At 59.9% G+C, this 24,332-nt stretch carries 22 protein-coding genes and 1 tRNA gene; 12 read left to right on the forward strand and 11 right to left on the reverse strand.

Going from position 1 to position 24,332, the window contains the following annotated elements; genetic code table 11:
• Window positions 1–364 precede the first annotated feature (364 nt).
• A complete protein-coding gene (locus NW840_RS02005; protein WP_414342100.1) occupies window positions 365–1,651 on the forward strand; it encodes an AmpG family muropeptide MFS transporter in 1,287 nt (428 codons plus the stop codon).
• A 59-nt stretch (window positions 1,652–1,710) separates the two neighbouring features.
• On the opposite strand, the gene gap is transcribed toward NW840_RS02005, so the two are convergent.
• The gene (gap, locus tag NW840_RS02010; protein WP_414342102.1) at window positions 1,711–2,727 is read right to left on the reverse strand and encodes a type I glyceraldehyde-3-phosphate dehydrogenase; all 1,017 of its coding nucleotides are present in this window, start codon (window positions 2,725–2,727) and stop codon (window positions 1,711–1,713) included.
• Window positions 2,728–2,902: 175 nt separating this feature from the next.
• Here gap and surE point away from each other — a divergent pair, with 175 nt between their 5' ends.
• A complete protein-coding gene (gene surE / locus NW840_RS02015; protein WP_414342104.1) occupies window positions 2,903–3,685 on the forward strand; it encodes a 5'/3'-nucleotidase SurE in 783 nt (260 codons plus the stop codon).
• Here surE and NW840_RS02020 read toward each other — a convergent pair.
• Window positions 3,617–4,234 carry a DUF3318 domain-containing protein gene (locus NW840_RS02020; protein WP_041436440.1) on the reverse strand — a complete coding sequence of 206 codons (618 nt, stop codon included), beginning with the start codon at window positions 4,232–4,234 and terminating at the stop codon, window positions 3,617–3,619. The genes surE and NW840_RS02020 overlap by 69 nt on opposite strands.
• A gap of 248 nt (window positions 4,235–4,482) precedes the next feature.
• On the opposite strand from NW840_RS02020, the gene NW840_RS02025 reads away from it, so the two are divergent.
• From NW840_RS02025 to NW840_RS02040, 4 genes are all read left to right on the forward strand, one after another.
• A complete protein-coding gene (locus tag NW840_RS02025; protein WP_414342106.1) occupies window positions 4,483–5,289 on the forward strand; it encodes a GvpL/GvpF family gas vesicle protein in 807 nt (268 codons plus the stop codon).
• Window positions 5,290–5,493: 204 nt separating this feature from the next.
• The gene (locus NW840_RS02030) at window positions 5,494–6,804 is read left to right on the forward strand and encodes a homoserine dehydrogenase (RefSeq protein ID WP_011433040.1); all 1,311 of its coding nucleotides are present in this window, start codon (window positions 5,494–5,496) and stop codon (window positions 6,802–6,804) included.
• Window positions 6,805–6,922: 118 nt separating this feature from the next.
• Window positions 6,923–8,458, forward strand: coding sequence for a protoporphyrinogen oxidase (gene hemG / locus NW840_RS02035; protein WP_414342108.1), 1,536 nt, complete (start codon window positions 6,923–6,925; stop codon window positions 8,456–8,458).
• A 53-nt stretch (window positions 8,459–8,511) separates the two neighbouring features.
• Window positions 8,512–9,690, forward strand: a complete 1,179-nt coding sequence (locus tag NW840_RS02040; RefSeq protein ID WP_414342110.1) for a DUF3326 domain-containing protein — start codon at window positions 8,512–8,514, stop codon at window positions 9,688–9,690.
• Between the two features lie 13 nt (window positions 9,691–9,703).
• On the opposite strand, the gene NW840_RS02045 is transcribed toward NW840_RS02040, so the two are convergent.
• Window positions 9,704–10,591: a hypothetical protein gene (locus NW840_RS02045; protein ID WP_414342112.1), complete on the reverse strand. Its 888-nt coding sequence runs from the start codon at window positions 10,589–10,591 to the stop codon at window positions 9,704–9,706.
• A gap of 204 nt (window positions 10,592–10,795) precedes the next feature.
• Here NW840_RS02045 and NW840_RS02050 point away from each other — a divergent pair, with 204 nt between their 5' ends.
• Window positions 10,796–12,046: an LL-diaminopimelate aminotransferase gene (locus tag NW840_RS02050; RefSeq protein ID WP_414342114.1), complete on the forward strand. Its 1,251-nt coding sequence runs from the start codon at window positions 10,796–10,798 to the stop codon at window positions 12,044–12,046.
• Here the strand turns inward: NW840_RS02050 and NW840_RS02055 are convergent.
• The gene (locus tag NW840_RS02055; protein WP_414342116.1) at window positions 12,043–12,357 is read right to left on the reverse strand and encodes a hypothetical protein; all 315 of its coding nucleotides are present in this window, start codon (window positions 12,355–12,357) and stop codon (window positions 12,043–12,045) included. The genes NW840_RS02050 and NW840_RS02055 overlap by 4 nt on opposite strands.
• Window positions 12,358–12,484: 127 nt before the next feature.
• A complete protein-coding gene (locus tag NW840_RS02060) occupies window positions 12,485–13,309 on the reverse strand; it encodes a creatininase family protein (RefSeq protein ID WP_011433035.1) in 825 nt (274 codons plus the stop codon).
• A 174-nt stretch (window positions 13,310–13,483) separates the two neighbouring features.
• Here NW840_RS02060 and NW840_RS02065 point away from each other — a divergent pair, with 174 nt between their 5' ends.
• A complete protein-coding gene (locus NW840_RS02065) occupies window positions 13,484–13,906 on the forward strand; it encodes a hypothetical protein (protein WP_414342118.1) in 423 nt (140 codons plus the stop codon).
• Here the strand turns inward: NW840_RS02065 and NW840_RS02070 are convergent.
• Window positions 13,903–15,168: an aspartate aminotransferase family protein gene (locus tag NW840_RS02070; RefSeq protein WP_011433033.1), complete on the reverse strand. Its 1,266-nt coding sequence runs from the start codon at window positions 15,166–15,168 to the stop codon at window positions 13,903–13,905. The two genes, NW840_RS02065 and NW840_RS02070, sit on opposite strands and share 4 nt — an antisense overlap.
• 135 nt (window positions 15,169–15,303) lie before the next feature.
• On the opposite strand from NW840_RS02070, the gene cysC reads away from it, so the two are divergent.
• Window positions 15,304–15,831: an adenylyl-sulfate kinase gene (gene cysC, locus NW840_RS02075; protein ID WP_414342130.1), complete on the forward strand. Its 528-nt coding sequence runs from the start codon at window positions 15,304–15,306 to the stop codon at window positions 15,829–15,831.
• Between the two features lie 95 nt (window positions 15,832–15,926).
• Window positions 15,927–16,862: an alpha/beta fold hydrolase gene (locus NW840_RS02080; RefSeq protein WP_011433031.1), complete on the forward strand. Its 936-nt coding sequence runs from the start codon at window positions 15,927–15,929 to the stop codon at window positions 16,860–16,862.
• A gap of 9 nt (window positions 16,863–16,871) precedes the next feature.
• On the opposite strand, the gene NW840_RS02085 is transcribed toward NW840_RS02080, so the two are convergent.
• The gene (locus tag NW840_RS02085) at window positions 16,872–17,408 is read right to left on the reverse strand and encodes an HNH endonuclease (RefSeq protein ID WP_011433030.1); all 537 of its coding nucleotides are present in this window, start codon (window positions 17,406–17,408) and stop codon (window positions 16,872–16,874) included.
• A gap of 231 nt (window positions 17,409–17,639) precedes the next feature.
• Between NW840_RS02085 and lnt the strand changes: the two genes are divergently transcribed.
• Window positions 17,640–19,250: an apolipoprotein N-acyltransferase gene (gene lnt, locus NW840_RS02090; RefSeq protein ID WP_414342120.1), complete on the forward strand. Its 1,611-nt coding sequence runs from the start codon at window positions 17,640–17,642 to the stop codon at window positions 19,248–19,250.
• 66 nt (window positions 19,251–19,316) lie between these two features.
• Window positions 19,317–19,389: transfer RNA gene (locus NW840_RS02095), tRNA-Thr, on the forward strand.
• A gap of 121 nt (window positions 19,390–19,510) precedes the next feature.
• Here the strand turns inward: NW840_RS02095 and NW840_RS02100 are convergent.
• The 4 genes from NW840_RS02100 to NW840_RS02115 form a co-directional block, all read right to left on the reverse strand.
• Window positions 19,511–21,811 (reverse strand): DUF1796 family putative cysteine peptidase, encoded by a 2,301-nt coding sequence (locus tag NW840_RS02100; protein ID WP_414342122.1) that lies wholly within the window; start codon window positions 21,809–21,811, stop codon window positions 19,511–19,513.
• A 308-nt stretch (window positions 21,812–22,119) separates the two neighbouring features.
• A complete protein-coding gene (locus tag NW840_RS02105; RefSeq protein WP_414342124.1) occupies window positions 22,120–23,469 on the reverse strand; it encodes a sensor histidine kinase in 1,350 nt (449 codons plus the stop codon).
• 33 nt (window positions 23,470–23,502) lie between these two features.
• The gene (locus NW840_RS02110) at window positions 23,503–24,084 is read right to left on the reverse strand and encodes a tRNA-(ms[2]io[6]A)-hydroxylase (protein ID WP_414342126.1); all 582 of its coding nucleotides are present in this window, start codon (window positions 24,082–24,084) and stop codon (window positions 23,503–23,505) included.
• 30 nt (window positions 24,085–24,114) lie between these two features.
• A partial coding sequence (locus NW840_RS02115; protein WP_414342128.1) for a dihydroneopterin aldolase occupies window positions 24,115–24,332 on the reverse strand: 218 nt, incomplete at its 5' end.

Genomic DNA, 24,332 nt, shown 5'->3' on the forward strand with positions numbered 1-24,332 from the left:
GTACTGAACATATTATACATTATTTTCAGTATAGTTGAGCTTATTATTGACTAGAGTCATGCTCTCCCCTTGAGAGAGGGGAGCTACGCAATGGGGAGTTTCACTGGGATGTTATGGTCATTTCAGGTTAAGGTGAGACGCCTGGGCTGCTGATCGCGCCAGCGGGACGGAGTCCTTGAAAAGCCCTATAGCCTGCTGCACTCAGAGTTTTAGGTGTGGGTGCAGTGCCCTAGTTTAATTGAAATGACCATACTGGCAATACAGGGATCCCTGAAAATAGACAGGATGGCGGGGAGGGCTAGTCATGATTGAGGCGAGGGCAAGCGTCTTGAAGCGGATGTTGGGCGTCTACGGCAGCTCTAAGATGGGCGTTCTGCTGCTGCTGGGGTTTTCTTCGGGTTTGCCGCTGCTGCTGATCAACACCACCTTGAATGCTTGGCTGACCCAAGCGGGCTTGACCACCATTGCCATCGGCTTGTTTAACCTGCTCAATTTGCCCTACTCCTTCAAGTTCCTGTGGTCGCCTGTTCTGGATCGATTTCTGTTGCCGGCACCGGGATCCCTGCGGGGCAGTCGGCGGCGGGGGTGGATGGCCCTGACCCAGGTGCTGTTGCTGCTCAGCATAGGGCTACTGGGTTTTCAGGATCCGACCCAAACCTGGCTGGAAGCCTTGGGATGGGAAGAGCTGTCCCAGACTTGGCCGGGCATCACAGTTTTCACCCGCCCGATCTTTCTGGTGGGGTTGCTGGTGGCTTTTTTGAGCGCCTCTCAGGACATCGCGGTGGACGCTTACCGTACCGATATCTTGGCGGAGCGGGAGATGGGGGCAGGGGTAGCCATTTTCGTATTTGGCTACCGCATCGCGCTGTTGGTCAGCAGTGGCGTGAGCTTGATCTTGGCGGACTATTTGCCCTGGTGGCAGGTGTACGGGATCATGGCGCTGCTGATGTTGATCGGGTTGATTACCTCGTTTTTGGCCCCTGAGCCGGAAAACAGCGCCCTCAAGCCTACCTCTTTGCGGTCGGCCATCCTCGAGCCGTTTCAATCTTTTTGGCGGCACCGCTTGGCCTGGGCGATCCTGCTGTTTGTGGTCTGCTTCAAGTTGCCGGACAGCTTGGCAGGGCAAATGACCCCCACATTTTTGTTGCAGACGGGGTTTAGCACCAGCGATCTGGGCATTATCCGCAGTTGGATAGGCTTGTTGGCCACCTTGGCGGGGGCTTTTGTGGGGGGGGAGTGGGTCAGCCGCATCGGCACCTACCGCTGTCTGTTCATTTTCGCGGCATTGCAAGGGATCGGCAATTTGGGCCTGGGAGCGATTGGGTTGGTGGGGCAAAACTATCCGCTGCTGCTGGGGGCAACCGTTTTCGACAACATGGCCGGGGGCATGGGCACGGCTGCTTTTCTGGCTTTTTTGATGAGCCTTTGCGATCGGCAATTTAGTGCCACTCAGTATGCTTTGCTCACCAGTGTGTTTGCCGTGGGGGGAACCTTGGCCGGGGCTGTGTCAGGCTATTTGGCGGCTGCGGTCAATTGGCCTTTGTTTTATCTGATCACGGCGATGACAGCCGCTCCGGCAATGGTGATCCTGCTGTGGCTCGGCCCCCCTTCATCGCCTGCAACCCCGGCCACAACCGCATCTGAACCGTAACTGCCCCACCGCAAATCCGGTTCTAATAGCCTTGCCTTGAACGCAACAAGGATGGCCGCCTACAGCGCAGCCCCGATTTTGGCCGCCAGATCCACCAGCCGCGCCGCATAGCCGTACTCGTTGTCATACCAGGAGAGCACCTTCACCGTGCGATCCCCTAAGGTCATGGTGGATCCCAAATCCACAATGGAAGAGTGGGGATCCCCGACAATATCCGCCGATACGATCTCCGGTGGAGCAATGGCCAGGATGCCGCGCAGCGGGCCTTCTGCAGCCTCGACAAAGGCTTGGTTGACGGCTTCTCTGGTGATGGGCTGCTCGGTACGCACCACAAAGTCCACAATCGAGCCGGTCAAGGTGGGCACCCGCAGCGCCAGGCCATCCATCTTCCCTCTCAGGGCGGGCAAAACCTCGGCCACTGCCGTGGCAGCTCCAGTGGTGGAAGGCACGATCGACACTGCTGCTGAGCGGCCCCGCCGATAATCTTTGGGATCCGGGCGATCCACAATCGCCTGGGTGGCGGTATAGGCATGGCAAGTGGTGAGAAAGCCGGTCTCGATGCCGAAGCGATCCAACAAAACCTTGGCCAGCGGCGCCAAGCAGTTGGTGGTGCAGGAAGCATTGGAGACGATGTGATGCCGCTCCGGGTCGTATTGGTCATCGTTGACCCCCATCACCACCGTCAAGTCGGGGCCTTTGGCGGGAGCAGAGATGATCACCTTTTTGGCCCCGGCTTCCAGGTGTTTGGCCGCCCCCTCCCGTTTGGTGAACAAGCCGGTCGATTCCACCACCAGGTCAACCCCCAGATCTTTCCAGGGCAGTTGTGCCGGATCCCGCTCTGCCAAAACCCGGACTTTCAGGTGGCTGCCGATTTGCAGATGCCCGTCCACCGCGCTCACGGTTTGGGGCAGGCGCCCATAGGCCGAGTCGAACTGGAGCAGGTAGGCCAAGTTGTCGGGTTCGGTCAGGTCATTGACTGCCACCACCTCCAGCTCTGGAGCTGGCTGAGACAGCAGCACCCGCAGGAAGGCCCGCCCAATGCGACCAAATCCGTTAATGGCTACCCGTGTGGTCATCGCAATCCTCCGGTATCAGTTTATACGATGGATCAGGGGACGCGGCATGGGAGACGCTGCCCCCCTAGGGATAGGGTAAAAGAAGAACGGGATCCCCATCGCTTTTGCACCCAAGATCTCCAGATTTGCCACTGGGACTCACCCAAGAAGTTGCCGGCAGAAGGGAAAAGTAGGAATGAAGGTATTGCTGACCAACGATGACGGCATCGAGGCTGCCGGGCTGGCCAACCTCAAGTTGGCCCTCAACTCTCTCATCCCGGAAGAACACTGTTGGATTGTGGCCCCCCACCAACCGATTTCCGGCTGCAGCCACCAGGTGACAACGGGGCGACCTTTTCGGGCCTTGGCCCGCGGCGAGCGCACCTTTGCCGTCGAGGGATCCCCTGCCGACTGTGTGCGGGTGGCCCTATTCAAGCTGGCCCCAGCGGTGGATTGGGTGCTTTCCGGCATCAACGAAGGGGGAAACCTCGGATCGGATGTGTATCTGTCGGGAACGGTGGCGGCGGTACGGGAAGCGGCGATGCGCGGGATCCCGGGAATTGCCATTTCCCAATACCGAGCAGGGGGCCAACCCATCGACTGGGAGCAAGCCCAGCGGTGGACGCGGGAAATCTTGGCGGAGCTGATGGAACAACCCCTGCCCAGGGGGGCGTTTTGGAATGTGAACCTGCCTCACTTGCCCGCCGGATCCCCTCTGCCGGAGCGGGTCTATTGTCCCCTCTGCACCCAACCCCTGCCGCTCGATTATGCGGTGGAAGCCGAGGGAAATGGGGCAGAGTCGCTGTGGTTTCGCTATCAGGGCCGCTATGCGGAGCGGGCTCGGGATCCCCAAACCGATACCGACATCTGCTTCTCCGGTCGGGTGGCCATCACCCAAGTGCAACTGGCCTCAGGCGTTTCCGCTGGGGGGGGTAGAAGCCAGGTTGCGGGCAATGGTTCTCAGCCGTTGCAGCCGTAGCGCCGTCAGGATATCGGTGGGATCCAGCTTCAGAACCTGTTCTATGGCATCTGCCAGGTGTTGAGCGGCCTCCTGTCGGGTGTAGCCGCGAAACTGAGCACGGCGCAGGGCAAATTCATCGGCATCGAAATGGGCGCTCTCCCGGTTCAGGTTTTGCCAGATCTGCCGGACGGAGAGAGCTGTAATGCCACCTGCCAACAGAGCGGAAAAAGGGTGCTGCAAAGAGAGCTCCGCAACAGTGGTGATGCCCCCCATCAAGGCCAGCGATTGGTAAAACCCCGGCTGCAACCAATTGCGGTTGCCCAGCCATCCCACCTCCCGCAGAAACAACAGATCCCGCTGTGGCTGAGGGATCCCTTGCCAACGGCGAAAATCGATGGCGATGGTGCCCTGGGGCTGCCAAGGGGCTTTGCGGCGGGAGATGAGCAGGGCTTCACCCCCGAAGTGGGGAACGACGCTGATCAAGGGTCGGAAGGAAGCGGGGAGCAGATCCCGCAACCGTTCGGTTTCTTCTTTTTCAAAGGATTTGAAATCTGGGCGGCTGTTCATGGCCTCACCTGTTAGTGGCATTGAGGCGGGGAGCCCGCCTGAACACGGGCGCTGTTCCGGCCCCAGACACCCCAGCCTGTGCAGAACCGATGCGAGGTTAGTCTATCGCATCTCCAGGCTGGCCGTGGAACTCTGGCCGTGGAACTCTATAGGTGGAACCGTGTAGGTTTCAAAGATCCCAATCCTAGGTTGCGTAGACTGGGAAGGCGAGCCTACCCGTCTTACCTACTCGTCTTAAATCCGAGACCATGACCTTCCCAGCTCAGCCAGAACCCCAAGTGCTCCGTACTGCTGACGGGAATGAGCAGAGTATCAACAGCCCCCTTTACACCTACGCCTTCTTCCCGCAGCCAGCTCCAGAACTTTTGCCCTTCATCCGGCAAACCGAGGGGATCCATCGGTCGGTGCAGGTGTTCTCCCCGACAGGCAGCCGAATTGCCGCTGCTGTGGAGCCGATGCCGGATCCGGAGTCGCTGCAAGTCTCGGATGAGGTGTTGGTGCGTTCTGCCCTGCGCCACGATCAGGTGATCTGCCGGCTGTTCGCCCAGATGCCGGTGCTGCCCCTGCGCTTCGGCACCTGCTTCCTCTCAGCAGAAAAGCTGGGATCCCATCTGCTGTCCCGGCAGACGGAGTACGAACAAGCCCTCGCAGCCATTGGGGGGCGGGCCGAGTACTGTCTCAAAGGAAGGGTTCAACCTCAGCCCCAACCGGAGCCACAGCCCTCCCTAAGCGGGACGGCCTATCTGTTGGCCCGCAAGCAAGCCTATCTCCAGCAACGACAGGCCCAAGAGCAGCAAGAGCAGGAGCAGCAAGCCCTACAGCAGCTTTGGCCTTCCACCTGGCCTGTGCAAAGGGGGGATCCCCAGCCAGGAGAAGCCTTGCGGCTCTACTTTTTGCTCACCCCTGCCGAGTGGGAAGCCGCCCTTCAGCTCACCCAAACCTGGCTGGATCAGCACCCCCATTGGCAACTGGATTGGAGCGCCCCTTTGCCCCCTTATCACTTTGTCCGTGCCTTGCGGGATCCCCTGGCGGACAAGTGTATAGATCCCAACTAAGGACGCCGTCCCGCTAGCGCGAACAAAGTGCTCTGCATGCGGATCATGGTCGCGTTAGCAGAGCGTGGATCCAAGCGTGATAATGGTGAGGGGATCCCGTCCGCTTCCTGTTTGCATTGGCGAGGCGGAGCCCTCACAGGGCAAAGGACTCCGTCCCGCTAACGGGAACAGCAGGCAAAAGGAAGAGTTGTGGTCTAAAGCGCTATGCGCCGCTACCGCGAACGAGTTGGGCTATTGGGGCTGGGCACGGTTGGCACGGGTGTTGTGCAAATTCTGCAGCAACCCCGGCATCCTCTCTTGCAGTCAGTTGAGATTGCGGCGGTGGGGGTGCGCTCTTTGGATAAGCCGCGGCAAGTGCGGATCCCACCTGAGCGCCTGACCACCAATCTGGAGCAAATCGTGTCGGATCCGGAAATCGACGTGGTCATCGAGCTGATGGGGGGCTTGGAGCCGGCCCGCACCTTGATCTTAAAAGCCCTTGACCACGGCAAACCGGTGATCACAGCCAACAAAGCGGTGATCGCCCGCCACGGAGAGGAGATCTTTCAGGCGGCAGCCCAAGCCAAAGTCTCGGTGCTCCTGGAAGCGGCAGTTGGGGGCGGGATCCCGATTCTGCAGCCCTTGCAACAGTCCCTGCAGGCCAGCCACATCCAGGCGGTCTGGGGCATTGTGAACGGCACCACCAACTTCATCCTCAGCCAGATGACCCAGGCGGCCAGCTCATTTGAGGAAGCCCTGGCCCTGGCCCAGGCCCACGGCTACGCCGAAGCGGATCCCAGCGCCGATGTGGAAGGGTGGGATGCCGCCGACAAGATCGCCATTTTGGCCAGCCTTGCTTTCGGGGTGTCTGTGAAGCGGGAAGCCATCCCCTGCGAAGGGATCCGCGGCATCAGCCCCACCGACATTCGCTATGCCCGCGAGTGGGGCTACACCTTCAAGCTCTTGGCCATCGCCCAAAGGGCCAACTCTGGCGGGGAGGCAGCGAAGATGGCTTTGGATATCCGGGTTCACCCCACCCTTCTGCCCTCTACCCACCCCTTGGCCAACATCAACGGTGTGGACAATGCCGTCCTGGTGCAGGGGGATCCCTTGGGGCAGGTGGTGCTGTCGGGGCCGGGGGCGGGGCGGGGGCCGACTGCCAGTGCCGTTGTTGGCGATCTGCTGACCCTGATTGCCCACCGGCAAACGGGGGCTGATGCCCCCAATCCGCTGTGGGGATTCTCCTGCTTCCCCGCTGCCGCCTCTTTGATCCCTCTCTCGGAATTGGAGTCGGAGTTTTACGTGCGGGTGTTGGCCCAGGATCAGCCGGGGGTGATGGGGGCGATTGGCACCTGCTTTGGCCGCCACCGGGTTAGCCTGGAGAGCATTACCCAAAAGGAATGTCACCAAGAGCAGGCGGAGATCGTCATCCTCACCCACACCGTCCGCGAGGCCGATTGCCGACAGGCGCTGGCCGAGATCCAACAACTGCCCCAGGTGGCCGGGATCCCCAGCCTATTTCGGGTGCTGCGCTAGCTGCTATAGATCCAAAATGCTCCGCACCGCTGACGCGAACGCGCTGGTGGGACGGGGAGCGGCTCAGAGCATAATTGTTTGACTCTTGAGGATTGAAAACCCCGTTGGAACCCAAAAGATGAACTCTTCTGTTGAGCACTTTAGCGGGACGCAGCCCTCGCAGGCCGAGGTGGTGGTGGTGGGGGCGGGCATCAGCGGCCTAACGTTGGCCTTGCGATTACAACAGGGCTTATCCCCCAAGGATGAATCCACCCAGCCGCTGCTCCTGGCCGAGGCCAGCTCCCGCGTGGGGGGCTGTATCTCCACCCAATCCAAAGACAGCTATCGCTGGGAAGAGGGCCCCAACAGCTTTACCCCCGTCCCCGCCCTGCTTAACCTCATTGCCGAGGTGGGCTTGGCGGAGCACCTGGTGCTGGCCGATGCCAAGCTGCCCCGCTACGTTTACTGGGAGAAAGCGCTGCTGCCGGTGCCCCTGAGCCCTTCTGCAGCCATTGGCTCGCGGCTGTTGAGCGTGGGCGGCAAGTTGCGGGCCTTGCGCGGCTTGTTGGGGTTTGTTGCGCCGCCGCCAGGCGGAGAGGAAACGGTGCGGCAATTCTTCCGGCGGCAACTGGGATCCGAGGTGGTAGAGCGGCTGGTCGAACCTTTCACCTCAGGGGTGTATGCCGGGGATCCGGATCAGCTCAGCGCCTTGGCAGCCTTCCCCCGCATTGCCGGCTTGGAAGAACGCTACGGCAGCCTCTTTGCCGGTGCTGTGCAGGCTTTGCGCAGCCGTTATCGCTACGCGACGCTCCCGCGAACCCGTCACCAGGACAGCGGCAACTCCCCTATCCAACCTCCTCCCAAGCGGGGCCAACTGGGTAACCTGCGGCAGGGGTTGCAGCAGCTACCTGAGGCGATTGCCCAGAAACTGGGCAGTGCGCTGCGGCTGGGCTGGCGGGCTGTGCATCTCAAGCGGGATGAGACGGGCTACCGGGTGGGCTTCGTCATACACGACAGCGGTGCAGAGCACACGGCCCCAGAAGAAATCCACTGGGTGGCGGCTCAACAGGTGGTGCTCACCCTCCCTGCCTACGCTGCTGCCACCCTCCTGCAGGATCTCAACCCCCAGGCCAGCCGGCTGCTGAGGGAAATCCCCTACCCGCCTGTGGCGGTGGTGGCTTTGGCCTATCCAGAAGAAGCCCTCCCCCAACCGCTGCGAGGGTTTGGCCATCTGATCCCTCGCTCTCAGGGCCTGCGCACCCTGGGCACCATCTGGGCCTCCTCCCTCTTCCCAGAGCGGGCTCCTCAGGGCTATCACTGCCTGATCAGCTTCATCGGGGGAGCTACCGATGCGGCTTTTGCCCGCCAGAAAGGGATCCCGACCATTACGGCGCTCTCCCCTGACGAGCGGGCCCAAATCGTGCATGCAGAACTCAGCCAGATCCTGCTCACCCGCCCTGTCGAACCCATCCGCCTGGGAGAGCGCCTGTGGCCCCAGGCTATCCCGCAATATACGCTTGGCCACCGGCAGCGGATTGCCCAATTGCAGGCCAGCCTGGCCGACCAAACCCCAGGGGTGTGGGTGTGTGCCAACTACCTGGATGGCGTGGCCTTGGGAGATTGTGTGCGGCGGGCCGAGGCCCTAGCCCAGCAGATCCTGTCCGTCCGGCGTTAGCGGTGCGGTTCCCGTTCGCGTGTAGCAGCATAGAGTGCTGTAGACATAGCAGCATGAGCCATCCCTACACCAGCCTCCTGCTCATCCCCACCGGCATTGGTGCCCGCATCGGTGGTTTTGCCGGGGATGCCCTGCCTGTTGCCCGCACCCTGGCAGCAGCCGCAGAGCGGGTCATTACCCATCCCAACGTGTTAAACGGAGCCAGTTTGTTTTGGCCGATGGGGAACGTGTTGTACGTGGAAGGGTACGGCCTGGATCAGTTCTGTGCGGGGGTGTGGAATTTGCGGCCAGTGCGCCAAAACTGTGTTGGGGTGGTGCTGGATGCCGGGATCCCCCCCGATCTGCAACAACGCCACCTGCAGGTGATGCAGGCTGCTCAGGCCACCTTAGGGCTCAACATTGGCCCCTGGCGCTTGACCCGCCAACCTTTGGGCGTTTCCGTCGGCTTCTCCCCCTCAGGAGCCAGCCAGGGATCCCTGGCCCAGCCTGATGCTCTCTTGGAGACTGCCCAGGAGCTGGTTCGCCTGGGGGCAGAGGCCATTGCCGTGGTGGCCCGCTTTCCGGATGACTTGGACTTCAGCCAGTACGAGCAGGGAAGGGGGGTGGATCCCCTGGCCGGCGTCGAAGCCCTGATCAGCCACCTGGTGGTGCGGGAGTTGCGGATCCCTTGTGCCCACGCCCCCGCTTTCTACCCTGAGACTTTCCCCAAGCCGGTTCACCCCCGCGCTGCTGCTGAAGAGGTGGGGTTTACCTTCTTGCCTTCGGTTTTGGTGGGCCTCAGCTATGCTCCCCAGTTCGTCAAGAGCGGGGATCCCGTCCAACCGGGTGACCTGACAGCAGAGCAGGTGGACAGCGTCATCGCCCCGGCCACTGCCTTTGGGGGGCCTGGCTTGCTGCACCTGGCCAGCCGTTATTGCGGCGCAACGCTGTCGCAACCCCACCACAATGCTCCGCCGCTGACGCGAACGGACGGAGTCCTTGCCCGTCCTCCGCTTTTCATTGCCGTCGAGGAAAACACCACCGTGATGCAGGTGCACCCCCGCCAGTTGGGGATCCCTCATGTGTCGGTAACCTCCTATCTGGAGGCGGTTGGAGTGGTGGTGGCCCACCGAGCAGGAGTGGCCTGGTCGTCGCTACGGCTCTCCTCCTCCACCCGGGACAAGCTGGGATCCCACACTTGCGCCGTTCGCGGTCGCGGTGCGGAGCACTTGAGCGGGACGGAGTCCCAGTAGGCTACCGGTCGCGTTAGCGGGACGGAGTCCATGAGCAGAGGGGAGCCGGCAGGGGATCCGCTGGGTTTAGGCCGGCAAACCACTCGGATAGGGCAGCCGGCAAGCAGAGGCCGGGGTTTCCCTCGATGTGCAGCCGCTCCAGTCGGGGCAGTTCTGCCAAAAAGGTCGGCAGTTCTCCCGTGAATTGGTTACGTGCCAAGCGCAGATCCCGCAACTGACTCAGTTGGGCCAGTTCGGGGGGCAGGGATCCGCTGAGGCGATTGTCCGACAAGTAGAGGTTTTCCAGGTGGCGCAGTTGCCCCAGTTGGGGGGGAATAGGCCCAGAGAGCTGATTGCGATCCAAAAACAGGCCCTTGAGGGAGCTCATCTGGCCCAGTTGGCCGGGAAGGGTGCCGCTGAGGCGGTTGTTTTGCAGGATGAGGTTTTCCAGGTGGCGCAGTTGCCCCAGCTGGGGGGGAATAGGCCCAGAGAGCTGGTTGTGATCCAAAAACAGGCCGCGCAGGTTGCGCAGCTGCCCCAGCTCGGATGGGATGGAGCCGGAGAATTCGTTGTAGTCGAGAAACAGGTTTTCCAACTGGCTGAGTTGCCCCAGCTCGGGCGGCAGGGGGCCGGAAAGTTGGTTGTGGCTGAGGGACAAGGCTCGCAACCGGCGAAATTGGCCTATTTCGGGCGGCAGGGATCCGCTCAACCCCTGACGATCCAGCACCAGTTGGACAAGGCACTGATCCGAATCAAAAAGGGCCACCTCCTCTACCTTCACCTCCGGGCGGCCCAGAGCTGCCAAGATCTGCCGCAGCAAGAGGGGATCCCGACAAAGGGGAGCAGACCAGGCCCCCATCCCCCAGCTCAGCCAAACCCAGATTGCCAACAGGCCCACCGCCCACCTCTCGTGCCGAGCCATTCCCCTCTGCTGCTTCATCCCTGCTCTCCAAAGGATCTTTGCCAAGGTAGCATCCTACTCCGTCCCGCCTCCGCCGGGGTTGTTGCTATGGGCAGGGGAACCGCGACGTAGAAGAGTTCTGGCCCGGAACCGGCTAAGGACTCCGTCCCGCTAGCGCGAACAGCTACACTGAAAAGCCGATGACCTCCTCTTCGGCAAACCTCCATGGCCAGGATCAACGACCACTTCCTCAAGCTCAAGACCGGCTATCTCTTTCCCGAGATCGCCCGGCGGGTGCAGGCTTTTGCCACCGCCCATCCCGAAGCTCAAATTATCAAAATGGGCATTGGCGATGTCACCGAGCCGCTGCCGGAAGCCTGTCGAACGGCCATGATCCGGGCGGTGGAGGAAATGGGGGAACGGGCCACCTTTCGCGGCTATGGGCCAGAGCAGGGCTACGAGTGGCTGCGCCAGGCCATTGCCCGGCACGACTTCCAGGCCCGCAACTGCGATATCGACGCTTCCGAGATCTTCGTCTCCGATGGCTCCAAGTGCGATTGCGGCAACATCCTGGATATCCTCGGCCACGACAACACCATCGCCATCACGGATCCTGTCTATCCGGTTTATGTGGACACCAACGTGATGGCGGGCCATACGGGGCCGGCCAACGAACGCGGCGAATACGAGGGCCTGGTCTATCTGCCCATCACTGCCGAAAATCACTTCACCGCCAGCCTGCCCAGCCAAAAGGTGGATGTGATCTACCTCTGCTTCCCCAATAACCCCACAGGCGCAGTGGCCACACGGGAGCATCTGCAAAACTGGGTGGACTATGCCCGTGCCCACGGCTCCCTGATCCTGTTCGATGCCGCCTACGAAGCCTATATCACCGAGCCCGGGATCCCCCACTCCATTTACGAGATTCCAGGGGCGCGGGAATGTGCCATCGAGTTCCGCTCCTTTTCCAAAACCGCTGGGTTTACCGGCACCCGCTGTGCCTTTACGGTGGTGCCCAAGTCTTTGCGGGGGCAAGCTGCCGATGGATCCTGGGTGGATCTGTGGGGCTTGTGGTATCGCCGTCAATCCACCAAGTTCAACGGGGTGTCCTACATTGTGCAGCGGGGGGCGGAGGCGGTCTATTCCGAAGCGGGGCAAGCGCAGGTGCGAGGTCTGGTGCAGTTTTACCTGGAAAATGCCCGCATCATTCGCCAGCAGTTGGCCGAAGTGGGGATCCAAGTCTATGGCGGCGTGAATGCCCCCTACGTCTGGGTGAAAACACCCGATGGGCTGAGCAGTTGGGAGTTTTTTGACAAGCTGCTGCACACCTGCCATGTGGTGGGTACCCCTGGCTCTGGCTTCGGCAGCGCCGGAGAGGGCTATCTGCGCCTGTCCGCTTTCAACAGCCGCGCCAACGTGGAAGAGGCGATGCGCCGCATCGGCAGCGTGTTTGTGGGGGCTGGAGCCGTTGGTTAATTGAGTCTTGACCCAGAGGGCGAGGATTCTTTCAAGCGCTCCCCGCCGCCAGAGGCGAACAGCTTGGGCCCGACAGGAAAGATGACGAACCAGTCGGCGATACCGCCGCGAACCCTTTTGCCTGCAACGCAGCAACTGGGCCAGCTTCCCCTTCGGCTTTCCGGGTACTGCCGCTTCGACTGCAGCTCCTGACCGTTAGCGATGAAGATATCCATACCCTCATGGGCAGTGGCCAGGTGAACTTTGCCCAAATCCACCCCATTTCCACCAGAACGGGTGTGTTCTGGGGCCAAGGTATCACCCTTTCCCATTGGGCAGATAGAGTTTGCAGCAGCCCAGCAAAAAGCTGCCCTGATCGCGTCAGCAGGTCGTATCTTGGTCGGCCAGTTCTGGCGAAAGCCTTTCACAAAGCAGGCCGTAGGTCTTTTGCCTGGATCCCTAGACCAGCAGCGGGGCTTTGCGCCAAGCCTTGGGCTGCTGGAACCGGTGCAGATCTCGGATCAGCCGCACCCAGCCGTCAGACATGGACTCCACCAAAACTTTGCCTTTCTCCGGCGTGGCGGCGGTGGCATCGCCCAAAACTCCGCTCTGGGTGAGATCGCGAGTTGCCCAAGCGAAAGGGATCCGCCCTTCCATGCTGAGCAGGCTGTTTTCCGGCAGATCGTGGGGATATTCGCAGACCAATCGGTCGGTTCGCACCGTGTCCGGCAAAAGGTGCATCAGCATACTGGTCTCCCCATCGCCGGCGTGAATGCCCAATTCCCGTTCTTTCTCGGTAAACAGCTCTCGTCCTTCGTGGGGAACGCGCCAGACCGACACCGGAAACAGCATGAAATCTTCATACTTCTGGTGCAGATCGCGGGCAACAATCTCCAGGACCTGTGGCTGGCCACCGTGGGAATTGAGGAACACCAGCTTGCGAAACCCAGCTCGGTAGATGCTCTCTGCCACTTCTGTCAGCACCGCCATCAGGGTTTGAGCCGAGAGGGTAATGGTGCCGGGGAAATGCCAATGCTCGTTGGCTTTGCCGTAACATTGGGTGGGCAAAACATAGGCCGGGATCTCAGGCTCCAGCTTCTCCATGGCGCGCCCAATGATCGCCGTGCCGATGCAGGCATCCACCACCAGGGGCAGGTGGGGCCCATGTTGCTCGATTGAGGCAACCGGCTGAATGATCACCACATTCTCTTTGTCGGGCATGGCCTGGATCTCCGTCCAGGTCAGGTAGGGGAAAAAGCGGTGGGGCGGGACAAAAGTGTGCATCATGGCGGGATCCGTTCAAGTTTGATCAGAAAGCTACCTAGCACCATGCCACAAAATCGGGTTCACGAAATGCCCGCAAAGACGGGATCCCCGGCCAACCCGCCTGCCAAAGAAAAGTAAGGAGGCCATCGATTAGGATCAGTACAGTCCATATCGTCTTCAGTTAACGATTGCATGCCCCTGTTGCCTTGTTTGCCCGCCCAGTGTGACTCTGTTGAGGGCCTGCGTCTGCTGGGGCGCCCTTTGCCCGCCTCGGCGGAAGTGGGCAGCGCTCCCCCCTCACCCCGTCCCATTCTCGCCCTGCCAGGGTCGCAGGCCACCCTCTATGTGGAGCTGATTCAGGTTTCTCGCCACAGTCTTGAGGCAGGCTCTGACACCCCGCCGCTGCTCTGGGTGCGGCCTCTCCTGCTCAGGCAGGGATCCCAAGTCTTCAACCTGCGGGCCACCTCGGATTTGCTCTGGCCTGCTGCCGGCTTTGTTCCGGCCTATGCGGAGGAGGTATTGCCCCTTCTGGAACAGGCAAGGGATCCCGCTCCCCACGAGCTCCCTGCCCGACAGCAGTTGCAGGCATTTCTGCGGCAAGTCTGGCGAGGCTAGGCTGCCCCGGAATGGCCAAGGGAGGCGGCCAACCTTTGCAAAGCCGATGCCAACATCGCTAGAGCCGCGTCAATTTCTGCCGGGGTGACGATCAAGGGGGGCACAAAGCGCACCACCTGGGATCCTGCCGGCACCAACAACAGCCCGCAGTCCATGGCTGCCTTGACCACTTCAGCCGCCGGGATGCGCACCACCAAGCCCTGAATCAGGCCCCAGCCCCGCACTTGCTCAACGAGCTGCGGAAACTGCTCCGCCAAGCGGGACAGCCCCTGACGCAGATACACCCCTGTCTGCTGGGCATTCCAAACCAAACTCTCCGACATTAGCGTGCGGCAAACCGCCAGGCCCACCGCACAAGCCAAGGGGTTGCCCCCAAAGGTGCTGGCGTGATCCCCCGGCTGAAACACGGCGCAAAAGTCTTTCGCCAACAAGGCCCCGATGGGGATCCCACCGGCCAGGCCCTTGGCCAAGGTGAACACATCCGGCTCCACCCCCAGGTTACAGTGGCCCCACAGCATGCCAGTACGGCCCATGCCCACCTGCACCTCATCCAAAATCAGCAGAATGCCCCGCTCGCTGCAGATCCGGCGCAACCATTGAAAATAGGCGGGATCCCCCGGCACAACCCCCCCTTCCCCCTGCAACGGCTCCAACAGCACGGCACACACCCGCTCGCCCCAGCGCTCCAACACCGCTGCTGTGCCCTCGATGTCGTTGTAGGGAACGTAATCAAAGCCGGGCACCAGAGGGGCAAAGTCTTTTTGGTATTTGGGCTGGCCGGTGGCGGTAATGGTGGCCAGGGTGCGGCCATGGAAGCTGGCATGGGCGGTGAGGATCATCGGATCTTGGATCCCGCGCACCGTGTGGGCATACTTGCGAGCCAGCTTAATGGCTCCCTCATTGGCTTCCGCCCCTGAGTTGCAGAAAAACACCTTGTCGGCACAGGAGTGCTGGGTCAGCCATTGAGCCAGTTGTGCCTGCGGCTGGTTGTAGTAAAGGTTGGAAACATGGTGCAACTGTTGTGCCTGCTCGGTGAGCGCCTGAATCCACAGCGGGTGGGCATGCCCCAGGGTACAGGTGGCAATGCCGGCCACAAAGTCCAGGTACTCGCGCCCCTGCTCATCCCAAACCCGACACCCCTGCCCGCGCACCAAGGTCAGGGGATAGCGCCCATAGGTGGCCATCACATGCTCGGCAAACAGCTCGGCAGTTGTCGGGGATCCCGAGGGGGCACTGGCAAGAGGCGAAGTTAGAGGAGACATGGCCGGTAAAAGATTGCTGTCGTGTTGGCGGCGCGGAGCGCTTTGGGGCTGGCGCAAGCCGTGTTTCGAGTGTACCACCCTGCTTTGGAGATGATATTCTGGCAGGGCCCAAGATTCAGGGATCCCTACGAACCGATGTCGCGGCGGGGGGTAACGGTCTGGTTTACAGGGTTGAGCGGGGCGGGCAAAACCACCCTGAGCTGCGGCGTGGCCCAGCAGTTGCGCGCTTGGGGGCTGCCGGTGGAGGTGCTCGACGGAGATGTGGTGCGGCAACATCTCACCAAAGGGCTCGGCTTCAGCAAAGCGGATCGGGATGAGAACATTCGCCGCATCGGCTTTGTGGCGGAGATGCTGACTCGGCACGGGGTGATTGTGCTGGTGTCGGCTATTTCCCCTTATCGGGCGGTGCGGCAGGAGGTACGGCGATATATTGGCAGCTTCATCGAGGTCTTTGTGGATGCCCCTTTGGAGGTGTGCGAACGTCGGGATGTGAAGGGCCTCTATCGAAAGGCGCGGGCAGGCTTAATCCAGAACTTTACCGGCATCGACGATCCCTACGAGCCGCCGGAACAGCCGGAGGTGGTGTGCAAAACCGCCGAGCAAAGCATCTCCGAATGTATTGACCTGGTGATACAAAGCCTAAAAAGCAGAGGTTATGTCTAACAGGCCCACTGCTCTTACGTTGCCGTAGAGGGTGGGCTTCCCCCCGGAGTAGCTGCAAAGAACCTAGAATTAAGAAAGGCTTACAAGCAACTCCTATGGCTTCGACATCGGCATCGGCCACTCCCATTTCGGCGCAGTGGATCTGGCGGGGGCAGTCAGTTCATTACGTCAAACAGGGTGAGCAGGGGCAGCCTCTGCTTCTGGTGCACGGCTTTGGAGCCTCCACCGACCACTGGCGCAAGAACATTCCCGAATTGGCTCAACACTACCAGGTGTACGCCATCGATTTGCTGGGTTTCGGTCGCTCCGCCAAGCCCAACTGGGACTACCGCGCCGAAATCTGGCGGGATCAGCTGCGGGACTTTTGCCAACAGGTAATCCGTCGGCCTGTGGTGGGGATCGGCAACTCCCTGGGCGGCTATGTGGTGCTCAGTTTTGCGGCGGAGTGGCCGGAGTGGGTGCGGGGCGTGGTGCTTTTGAATGGGGCAGGTGGGTTTTCCACCCTCAAGGGATCCCCGACCGGATGGCGGCAATGGATAGGCGGATTGGTGGGCTGGGGCCTGCGCCAGCGCCTGGTGTCTTACCTGCTGTTTCAGTATTTGCGGCAGCCGCACGTGATCCGAGCCAAGCTGAAGCAGGTTTACTACGACCCGGCAGCCGTGACCGATCAGCTGGTCGAGGCCATCCATCGCCCCACCCAGGATCCGGGGGCTGCCGATGTGTTTGTGGCCTTGATGCGAGGTGGGCAGAAGGGACGGTATGTAGATGAGCTGCTGTGCAGCTTGGTGCGCCCGCTGTTGTTGATCTGGGGAGAACGGGATCCCTGGATGCGGGCTCGGGAACGCTCTAAGCTGTACCGGGCCCACTACCCTCAAGCAGTGGAATACTTCCTGGAGGCTGGCCACTGCCCCCACGATGAGCGCCCCGAAGAGGTCAATGCTCTGATTCACCGGTGGATCGAGACCGGGATCCCAGCCACCACTTCTCCCCCCATTTCCAAAGCTGCCCCTGTATCGGAAGTCCATCCCTAGGCGGCCCGTCTAGCTTGGGCTGTCCAACAATTCCTCCTGGGGATCCCCTTCTAGGCCGATGGTGTACTTAGACCATTCTCGATGGGAACCACTGCCGACGGCTTTGGAGATTTCAAAGTAAAGAGTGCTGTGGGGACGGCGGGGTTGGCGCAGCAGGGGCATACCGGCTTCGCGGGGGGTGCGGTTCCCTTTTTTCACGTTGCAGCGCACACAGGCACTGACCACATTTTCCCAAGTATCTCCGCCGCCACGGGAGCGAGGGATCACGTGATCCAGGGTGAGATCTTCGCCGAAGCAGCCGCAGTACTGACAACGGTGCCCATCCCGGTAGAGGACGTTGCGGCGCGTGAGCGGGATCTCCTTATGGGGAACGTGGACATAGTGGCGCAGGCGAATGACGGTGGGCAAAGGAATGTTGCCGTACACCACTCGGCCATTGTGCTCGATTTGCTCGGCCTTGCCCTTAAGCAAAAGAACGACTGCCCTGCGCCAACTGGTGATGTTGAGCGGCTCGTAGGAGGCATTCAAAACCAAAACTTTGCCCATAGTGCCGCGCACCGCTGACGGGATCCCCAACCCAAGCCGGAAGGCGCCAGCCCCCTGAAGTTATGCAAAATGTTAACACAGCTTTAGATTCAAGCAGTAGGAGTTCTGTGCTCCAGGAGATATTCCCGGCTGCTGCAAAACGCTACTCTGGAGAAGATCTGTTGGCAAGGGCGTGTTCAATCCTAGGGCATTACGTGGGGTTTCCCGAATAGGCTGAACTTTATTGAGGTGATGAAGCTGGAACTGAAATCTTCAACTCAACAGCAGGATCTGCCCCAAAAGAGAAATCCAGGCGAGGGATCCCGCTGGCTGATGGGTTTGGCCATTGCGCTGCTTTGTCTGGGATCCCCCAACCGCTGGTGGCACTGGTTTCCGGGAGCGCTGCTGGGCTTAGCCCTGCTGTTTGGCCTGTGCGAGCAACGGCAAGGGTGGGCGCGGTGGCGTTTGGCCTATGGCCTCTGGTTTTGGGTTTGCCTGTATGCCTTCTGGGTGGATCCCTTCTCGGTTAAGGTGTTGAGCGCCTGGGAGATCCTGGGGGGCGTGGTGGTGGCTCCCCTGATCCCCCTCTTTTTCACCACTGCTACGCTCCTGAGTTTGCAACTGAGTCGTCCCCTGCCGGTTTGGGCACGTCCGCTGGGTTTGGCCACGGTCTGGACGGGCTTGGATGGGCTGTTGGGCTTGCTCTGGTGGCCCATCCCTTTCCACTGGGGATCCCTGTTGTTCGACTGGCCCCTCGGGATCCAAGTAGCCGATGTTACGGGGATCTGGGGGGTTACCTTCTATGCCGTGTTCGTCAATGGGGTTCTTTGGCAGATGGCCAGGCAGATTTCTAGCCGGTGGCAGACGGCTAGGGGATCCCTGAGAAACGCTTTGGGTGAGATGCTCAAGAACAGAGATTTCTGGAGTACGCTTGCCTGCGGCCTGGGGTTGACGGGGCTGGTCTTGGCTTATGGAAGCGTGCGCCTGGCTTACTTCGATGCCTTGGCCGTCGAAAACAGGGATCCCGGCTTTCGGGTGGGGGCAGTGCAGCAGGTGGCTTGGCTGGAAGCCGATCGCAGTTGGAACTACCGCCTGGAGCGCTACCGGGAGCTGCATCAGCTTTCTGCCCAGGGGGTGGCTGCTGGGGCACAGTTGGTGATTTGGCCGGAGGGGGCGCTGCGGGCACGGCTGCTGAATACCGGCCTGGAACCCTACGTGATCGAGCCAATGCAAGCGATTCTGCCGCCGGAAGGCGCTTTGATTACGGGGGCAACAGAGCCGGATCCCCGCACAGCCCATTTGCCGGAGCCAGAGCAGCGATTTTTTAACACGGCCCTGTTGTTTGACGCCCGGGGCAACTTGCTGGATGGGTTTGGCAAGCAGTGGATCTTTCCCTATTTCGAGTCGGGGCGCTACGTGCCTTCACCCGATGGCTATCGGCCTCTGGACGGAGGGGAGCTTTTCGGGCCTTTGGGGGTGATGATCTGCTTGGAGAGCGTCTTGCCTGCGCCCAGCCGAACTTTAACCCGTCGCGGCGCCGAGTCTTTGATCGTGATTTCGGATGATAGCTGGTTTGGTAATAGCCACTGGCCGATGTTGCATGGCCAGCTCTCGGTTTTTCGGGCTGTGGAAAATCGGCGTAGCGTGGTGTTTGTCAACAACACCGGCGGCAATCTGGTGGTGGATCCCTCAGGTCGGCTCCAGCAGGTTGGCCCCATCTTTCAGCGGGGGGTGATTACGGGAGAAGTGAAGCGGCGTTCTGAGACAACTTTCTACAATCGCGCGGGGGATTGGCTGGCGTGGCTGACGTTGGGGCTATCTTTGGGGCTATGGCGCTGGGGATCCCGAGCAAGGCAAGGATGAGTTAGAATCGATAGGCCCACCGGTGGGTCTGCGGATTCTCCTATCCAGTCCTCACTTCAAAGCCCTGCTGATGTAGCTCAGTTGGTAGAGCAGCTCACTCGTAATGAGCAGGTCGTCGGTTCGAGTCCGATCATCAGCTTTCTGGAGTTGAACACCACAGAGTCCCTTTGGGAGAAGAGTTGGGGGTGGTCGCGGAAGCGGCGCGGAGCGTTTGGGCAGCAGCGATCATTCTTTCGAATTGCAGTGAAACCTTGGAACGGCTACAGTTGTGGAGGGCACCAGAAAAGATTTCGGGTAGAGACCCCCAAAGAATGGAGAATATCTCTCATTACCCCTGTGCAGTACTTCCAATGCTCAGGATCTGCACACATGCGGTCGGGATTTAACTCCATCTCATAATGGATAACATTGGGGATCCCGGCAAACTCATCAGAAGACTGAGGAGAAACAATCAGCAGCAGAAAAGGCTTGCCCCTGCGCTTAGCCGCCAGCTTATCCATTAAGTCAACAACGGCCTCTCGCCGGCAACCCCCTGTGCGCACAAACAAGACTTTATCGGCTTTTTCCAAAACATACATAAAACGCTTGGCGCGAGCAGTGTAGCGAGTTCGCATTCGCTCATGGATGGGGTGCATATTCTGAAGTGGATCCTCCCCCTCTTCCACCTCATGGCCAAAGGAGAGGCCCGTCCACTTGCTGTGGTAAATTCGCCGATCTTCAGGGCTGTAGTGTAAATATTGCGGATCCCACATGCCTTGAAACTCGTTGTGGATCATATCGGCCACATCGGCCAAATTGCTGGTGCGCGTCAAATCAAAAGGAAAGGCAGGCCCGTCATATTCCAACTTGTAGAGCAGCATTCGCACCGCGCAGCGATCCCCTAACGGCACAATGGCAACACGATGAATATCGGATAATTTACAGGTGTATTCCAGCAGCATGACCGATCCAGGAGCAGCCTTTACCCGACTTTCGAGGCCGCCTTCCCCGATCATCAGGGTTCGGAAGAGAGCTTCGCGGTGGCTCGGATCTTCGTAAACACCCGCTGGCATGGCTTTGAGAGCGGCCCGCACTTCCTTCCACATGGGGTGGATGTTGTACTCGTGACTGCTCTGGTTGATCACGCACAGGCGAGGCATGGGATTAGAAGAGCCTTCTGAGGATCCACTGAGCTTGAGAAGGATCAACGATCCATCCTCGAAGATCGTTTCTACTGATTCCGAGGAAAAGAACTGAGCTATTGGGGAGAAGACCAGATCGGCATCTGCAGGAACGGAGAGGGTGGTTTGCACCGAACCATCTTCTTGTACGGAAAGGGAATATAAGGTAGCATCCCCTAGCCTTTCATCGCTTTTGCCAATATACAGACCCGGCTGTAGACCTGCTTTTTGGAAAGCGGCTTGCAAAGGTTGCCAAGTGGGCGTGATGGTGTAAGGGTAGGGAGTTATATTCACGATGCGAAATTGGTTTTTGCCTGTTTCTGCAGTCACCCAAAAACCATGCTCATCTGCAAAAACGACCCGTTCTCCAACGGGTTGAGCAAGCTTTCTACGAGCTGAACTAACTTGGCTGGGATCCAGAAGAGAGAGATCGATGGCCTCAAACATGACCTGATGACCCTTGGAATTGGGGTGAGCTGGGTCAAAAGCAAGGTCTGGTTTCCAGCGGCCCTGTCCATCTTCCAAATGAGGCAGCCAATTGAACACAGGGCATCCCCAGCTGAGCATTCTTTGCTGAGTTTCTTGCAAAAGAAGATGCTGTTCTGGGCCGTAGTTTGCATGGGGATAAACCCCTCCCAGAACTGGCAAGGCTCCAATGTCTTGAATTCGCTGAATTAGCCGCTGCAGGCCGTTTTCAAACCGCCTCTGCAGGGCGCGGCGATGCTGGGGCAAGGCCGATACCAAGCCTTCATTTCCCAAGGACAGGGCAACAATAACGACATCAGGACGTTCAGGGATCACCGCCTGCTCAAACCGCAACAGAGTTCGGCTGACATTGGCCCCCAATTGGGAGAGATTTCGCACTTGATGGCCATAGCGCTCTTGTAGAGCTTTCTGCAACAGCCAAGCCCAACCTCGCAACAGCCAAGCGCTGCACCCCAGGGCAACGGAGCTGCCCAAAATGACGACTTTTAGCCCTTGCGGATTTTCCGGTTCGACCTCAGGAATGGGATCGGCAAAATAGCCGTAAGGATAGGCAGGGATCCGGCCAAACTCTCCATCCTCGACAATCAAAACTGCCGGCAAAGGTTCCGGCTCAAGTGGCACCCAGCGATTGACATCGGCGGATTCCCAAATCACTTGCCCACCGGCTTGCACGCGCAGATACCGGTACTCTACTCGAGGGATTTCTTTTGAACACCCGCTATAGGGCAACAACGGGCCGGGCGTGCCGTCTGCTGGGCTCAACGGCAACTCTACCCACCACAGCGGATAGCGAGTCGGATCCGTTTGCAGCCAAATGCAATGGCAGGGATCCCAGGAGCCCAATTTTGCGCTGGATCCCACCAAGGCAATTCTCTCGCCCGGCTGGGTGATGGCACGAACCTGGAAGCGATACATAACGTTTTCCTGTCACAGGATTAATGGGAAATTGTGGGGCTGCGCGGGCGGACTGCACTCACTCATCACCCAATCAACAGCTCAGCAGCCGGCTGAGAAGGGCAAGAGCCTGGGAGCTGATCCCATCTCTGCTGTTTTATCCGGGAAAAAGAGAAGTTCTTAAATCTGGAAAGGAAAGATCTCTAGTACCCAAAAATCCAGTTCAACTGGGCCAATACGGTTCTTAATACAGTTCTGAATAAAGACTCAGTCAATCTTGGCTTAAAGCTAGCATATTGACCGAGGGCTGTCTGTTTTCCAGAGCACTTTTAGACTCTCTCTGGGGTACAGATTTCCAACTGCCGCTGGGGCAAAATAACTTCAAAACTGGATCCCTGGCCCAGCTTACTCTCCACCTGCACCTGACCTTGATGCTGCTGGGCAATGCTTCTGACAATTGCCAGCCCCAAACCTGACCCTGAGAGGCGACCGGGATCCCCGCTGCGAGCCGGATCTGCTCGATAAAAGCGATCGAACACATGGGGCAGAGCCTGAGGCGGGATCCCTGGCCCGGTATCTTGTACCCGTACCACCAGCTCTGGGGATCCAGAGCGCAGCCGCTGCTCCAGCCTCACCTGCACCTCTCCTTGCGGGGGAGTGTGGAGAAGGGCGTTTTCAATCAGGTTGGTGAACAGGCGGGCCAATTGATCTTCATCTCCCCAAAAGCCAAAGGGATCCACCTGGGCGGGAGAAGGTTCCGTCCCGCTCTCAGGGGCAGCAATATCCAGCTGCAAGCGGATCTGCTTTTGGTTGGCCAAGCCCTGCAGCTCTTCCACCACCTGCAGCAGCAGAGCATCCAGCGCACAGCAACGGGGTTGGAAAGGCACCATACCGCTGTCGTGGCGGGCCAGAAACAGCAGGTCATCCACCAGACGACCCAGCCGTAAACACAACCGCTCCACCATCTGCCAGCGCTGCCGGGTGTCGGCATCCAATTGGGAATCCGCCAAAGCCACCTGTACCGCGGTTTGAATGCTGGCCAAGGGGCTGCGCAGCTCGTGAGAGGCGTCGGCGGTAAATTGCTTGAGCTGCTGATAAGACTGCCGGATGGGTTGCATGGCCAAACCGGAGAGCATCCAGCCAATGGCCCCCACACCCGTCAAGCCGGCTACCACCCACAGGGAAAGATCCCGGATCAACTGTCGCGTTGGCTTGCTCACCTCAAACCAGGGATGGCTGACCCGCAGATAGCCCAGCAGCTTCCCACCGGCCACAATCGGCTCGGTGAACTGGCGCAGCCAATACCCAGGGGCGATACGGGCAGTGTGCAGGGATCCCTCGGTCAATAGGGGGGCAGGGATCCCGCCGGGCACCGTGGACCAGATGAGCGTTCCCTGAGGGCCGAACCACTCCAAGTCGATGTGATCGTCCTCTAGGGTGCTGGGATCATCCCGAAAGCTGGCCTCCAAGCTGCGGCGGGCTTGCTGCGGATCCAAGAGGCTCTCATCCACCACCAAAGACCGCTCGACAATTTCCACCACATGGCCAAGGGTATCGTCCACCCGCTCGATCAGGGTTGACTGCACGTACCAATAGAAGCTGCCGGCAAACAACAGCAGCAACACTGCCGTAACCGTTGTATACCAGAAGGCCAACCACTGCCGCGTCGCTTGGAACATGGGAGCTGCACCGCGGGGGGAAACGGAGTGGGGCTAGCTGTGAACACGGGGTTCGGGGTGAAGGGAAGACAAGATCTCGGCCTCCACCTGGAGTAGAGTATCGAGACGCTCCTGCACCTGATCGGCGGGAAACTGCTCCAACGCCAAATCCAAGTAAAGCTGCCAATGGCGCTCCTCCGCAGCCGCCAGCCAGAGATAAAACTGCCGCAGCTCTGGGTCGGGCGCGTGGATCCCCAACAGGCCCAAGCGTTCGTGGCTGCGGGCCTCAATGATGGCTGCCACCAGCAAGGTGTCGAGCAGATGCTCCGGCTCGGAGCGGCGCAGGTGTTGGTTCAGACGACCGGCATAGGGCGCAGCCGACAAGGGCTTGATGGGGATCCCCAACCGTTGCAGGTGGCGATGCACCCGCTCAAAATGCTGCAGCTCCTCCCGCGCCAGCGGCGAGAGGGTTTCCACCAAACGCCCATTAGCCGGGTAGCGAAACAGCAAGCTGAGGGCGTTGCCCGCTGCTTTTTTCTCACAGTTGGCGTGGTCTAGCAAGACCAGATCGATGTGCCGGATGGCCTGGTCGATCCAGTCCTTAGAGGTAGGAGAGGCGAGTTCTAGAACAAGCACAAGGTCGGTAGAAAAGAGCTAAGAGAAGTTTTAGGGACGAACGATCTCCACAGTAACCCGCCCCGTCAGCTCCGGGATCGGGGGATGACACTTGGTCAATCGGATCTTAGCTTTGCTGGCCCCTGTCTCCCGCAGCACCATTTCGGCAATCGCCTCCGCCAAACTCTCGATCAGCACAAAGTAAACTACCCGGCCCTGACTGCTTCGCAGTACGGGGCGGGCTTTCGGTAGCCCTGCAGTTGGCAAGC

Origin of the sequence: Synechococcus sp. R5-13 (assembly GCF_047462015.1) — a bacterium.
Taxonomy (GTDB): Bacteria; Cyanobacteriota; Cyanobacteriia; order Thermostichales; family Thermostichaceae; genus Thermostichus.

Coding starts and splice junctions, on each gene's coding strand:
- hemG (WP_414342108.1), top strand. CDS start 6,923: ATGAACTCTTCTGTTGAGCACTTTAGCGGGACGCAGCCCTCGCAGGCC.
- NW840_RS02030 (WP_011433040.1), top strand. CDS start 5,494: ATGCGCCGCTACCGCGAACGAGTTGGGCTATTGGGGCTGGGCACGGTT.
- NW840_RS02065 (WP_414342118.1), top strand. CDS start 13,484: ATGCCCCTGTTGCCTTGTTTGCCCGCCCAGTGTGACTCTGTTGAGGGC.
- NW840_RS02060 (WP_011433035.1), bottom strand. CDS start 13,309: ATGCACACTTTTGTCCCGCCCCACCGCTTTTTCCCCTACCTGACCTGG.
- gap (WP_414342102.1), bottom strand. CDS start 2,727: ATGACCACACGGGTAGCCATTAACGGATTTGGTCGCATTGGGCGGGCC.
- NW840_RS02100 (WP_414342122.1), bottom strand. CDS start 21,811: ATGTATCGCTTCCAGGTTCGTGCCATCACCCAGCCGGGCGAGAGAATT.
- NW840_RS02050 (WP_414342114.1), top strand. CDS start 10,796: ATGGCCAGGATCAACGACCACTTCCTCAAGCTCAAGACCGGCTATCTC.
- cysC (WP_414342130.1), top strand. CDS start 15,304: ATGTCGCGGCGGGGGGTAACGGTCTGGTTTACAGGGTTGAGCGGGGCG.
- NW840_RS02020 (WP_041436440.1), bottom strand. CDS start 4,234: ATGAACAGCCGCCCAGATTTCAAATCCTTTGAAAAAGAAGAAACCGAA.
- NW840_RS02080 (WP_011433031.1), top strand. CDS start 15,927: ATGGCTTCGACATCGGCATCGGCCACTCCCATTTCGGCGCAGTGGATC.
- NW840_RS02040 (WP_414342110.1), top strand. CDS start 8,512: ATGAGCCATCCCTACACCAGCCTCCTGCTCATCCCCACCGGCATTGGT.
- NW840_RS02070 (WP_011433033.1), bottom strand. CDS start 15,168: ATGTCTCCTCTAACTTCGCCTCTTGCCAGTGCCCCCTCGGGATCCCCG.
- lnt (WP_414342120.1), top strand. CDS start 17,640: ATGAAGCTGGAACTGAAATCTTCAACTCAACAGCAGGATCTGCCCCAA.
- NW840_RS02055 (WP_414342116.1), bottom strand. CDS start 12,357: ATGGGAAAGGGTGATACCTTGGCCCCAGAACACACCCGTTCTGGTGGA.
- NW840_RS02045 (WP_414342112.1), bottom strand. CDS start 10,591: ATGGCTCGGCACGAGAGGTGGGCGGTGGGCCTGTTGGCAATCTGGGTT.
- surE (WP_414342104.1), top strand. CDS start 2,903: ATGAAGGTATTGCTGACCAACGATGACGGCATCGAGGCTGCCGGGCTG.
- NW840_RS02105 (WP_414342124.1), bottom strand. CDS start 23,469: ATGTTCCAAGCGACGCGGCAGTGGTTGGCCTTCTGGTATACAACGGTT.
- NW840_RS02025 (WP_414342106.1), top strand. CDS start 4,483: ATGACCTTCCCAGCTCAGCCAGAACCCCAAGTGCTCCGTACTGCTGAC.
- NW840_RS02085 (WP_011433030.1), bottom strand. CDS start 17,408: ATGGGCAAAGTTTTGGTTTTGAATGCCTCCTACGAGCCGCTCAACATC.
- NW840_RS02005 (WP_414342100.1), top strand. CDS start 365: ATGGGCGTTCTGCTGCTGCTGGGGTTTTCTTCGGGTTTGCCGCTGCTG.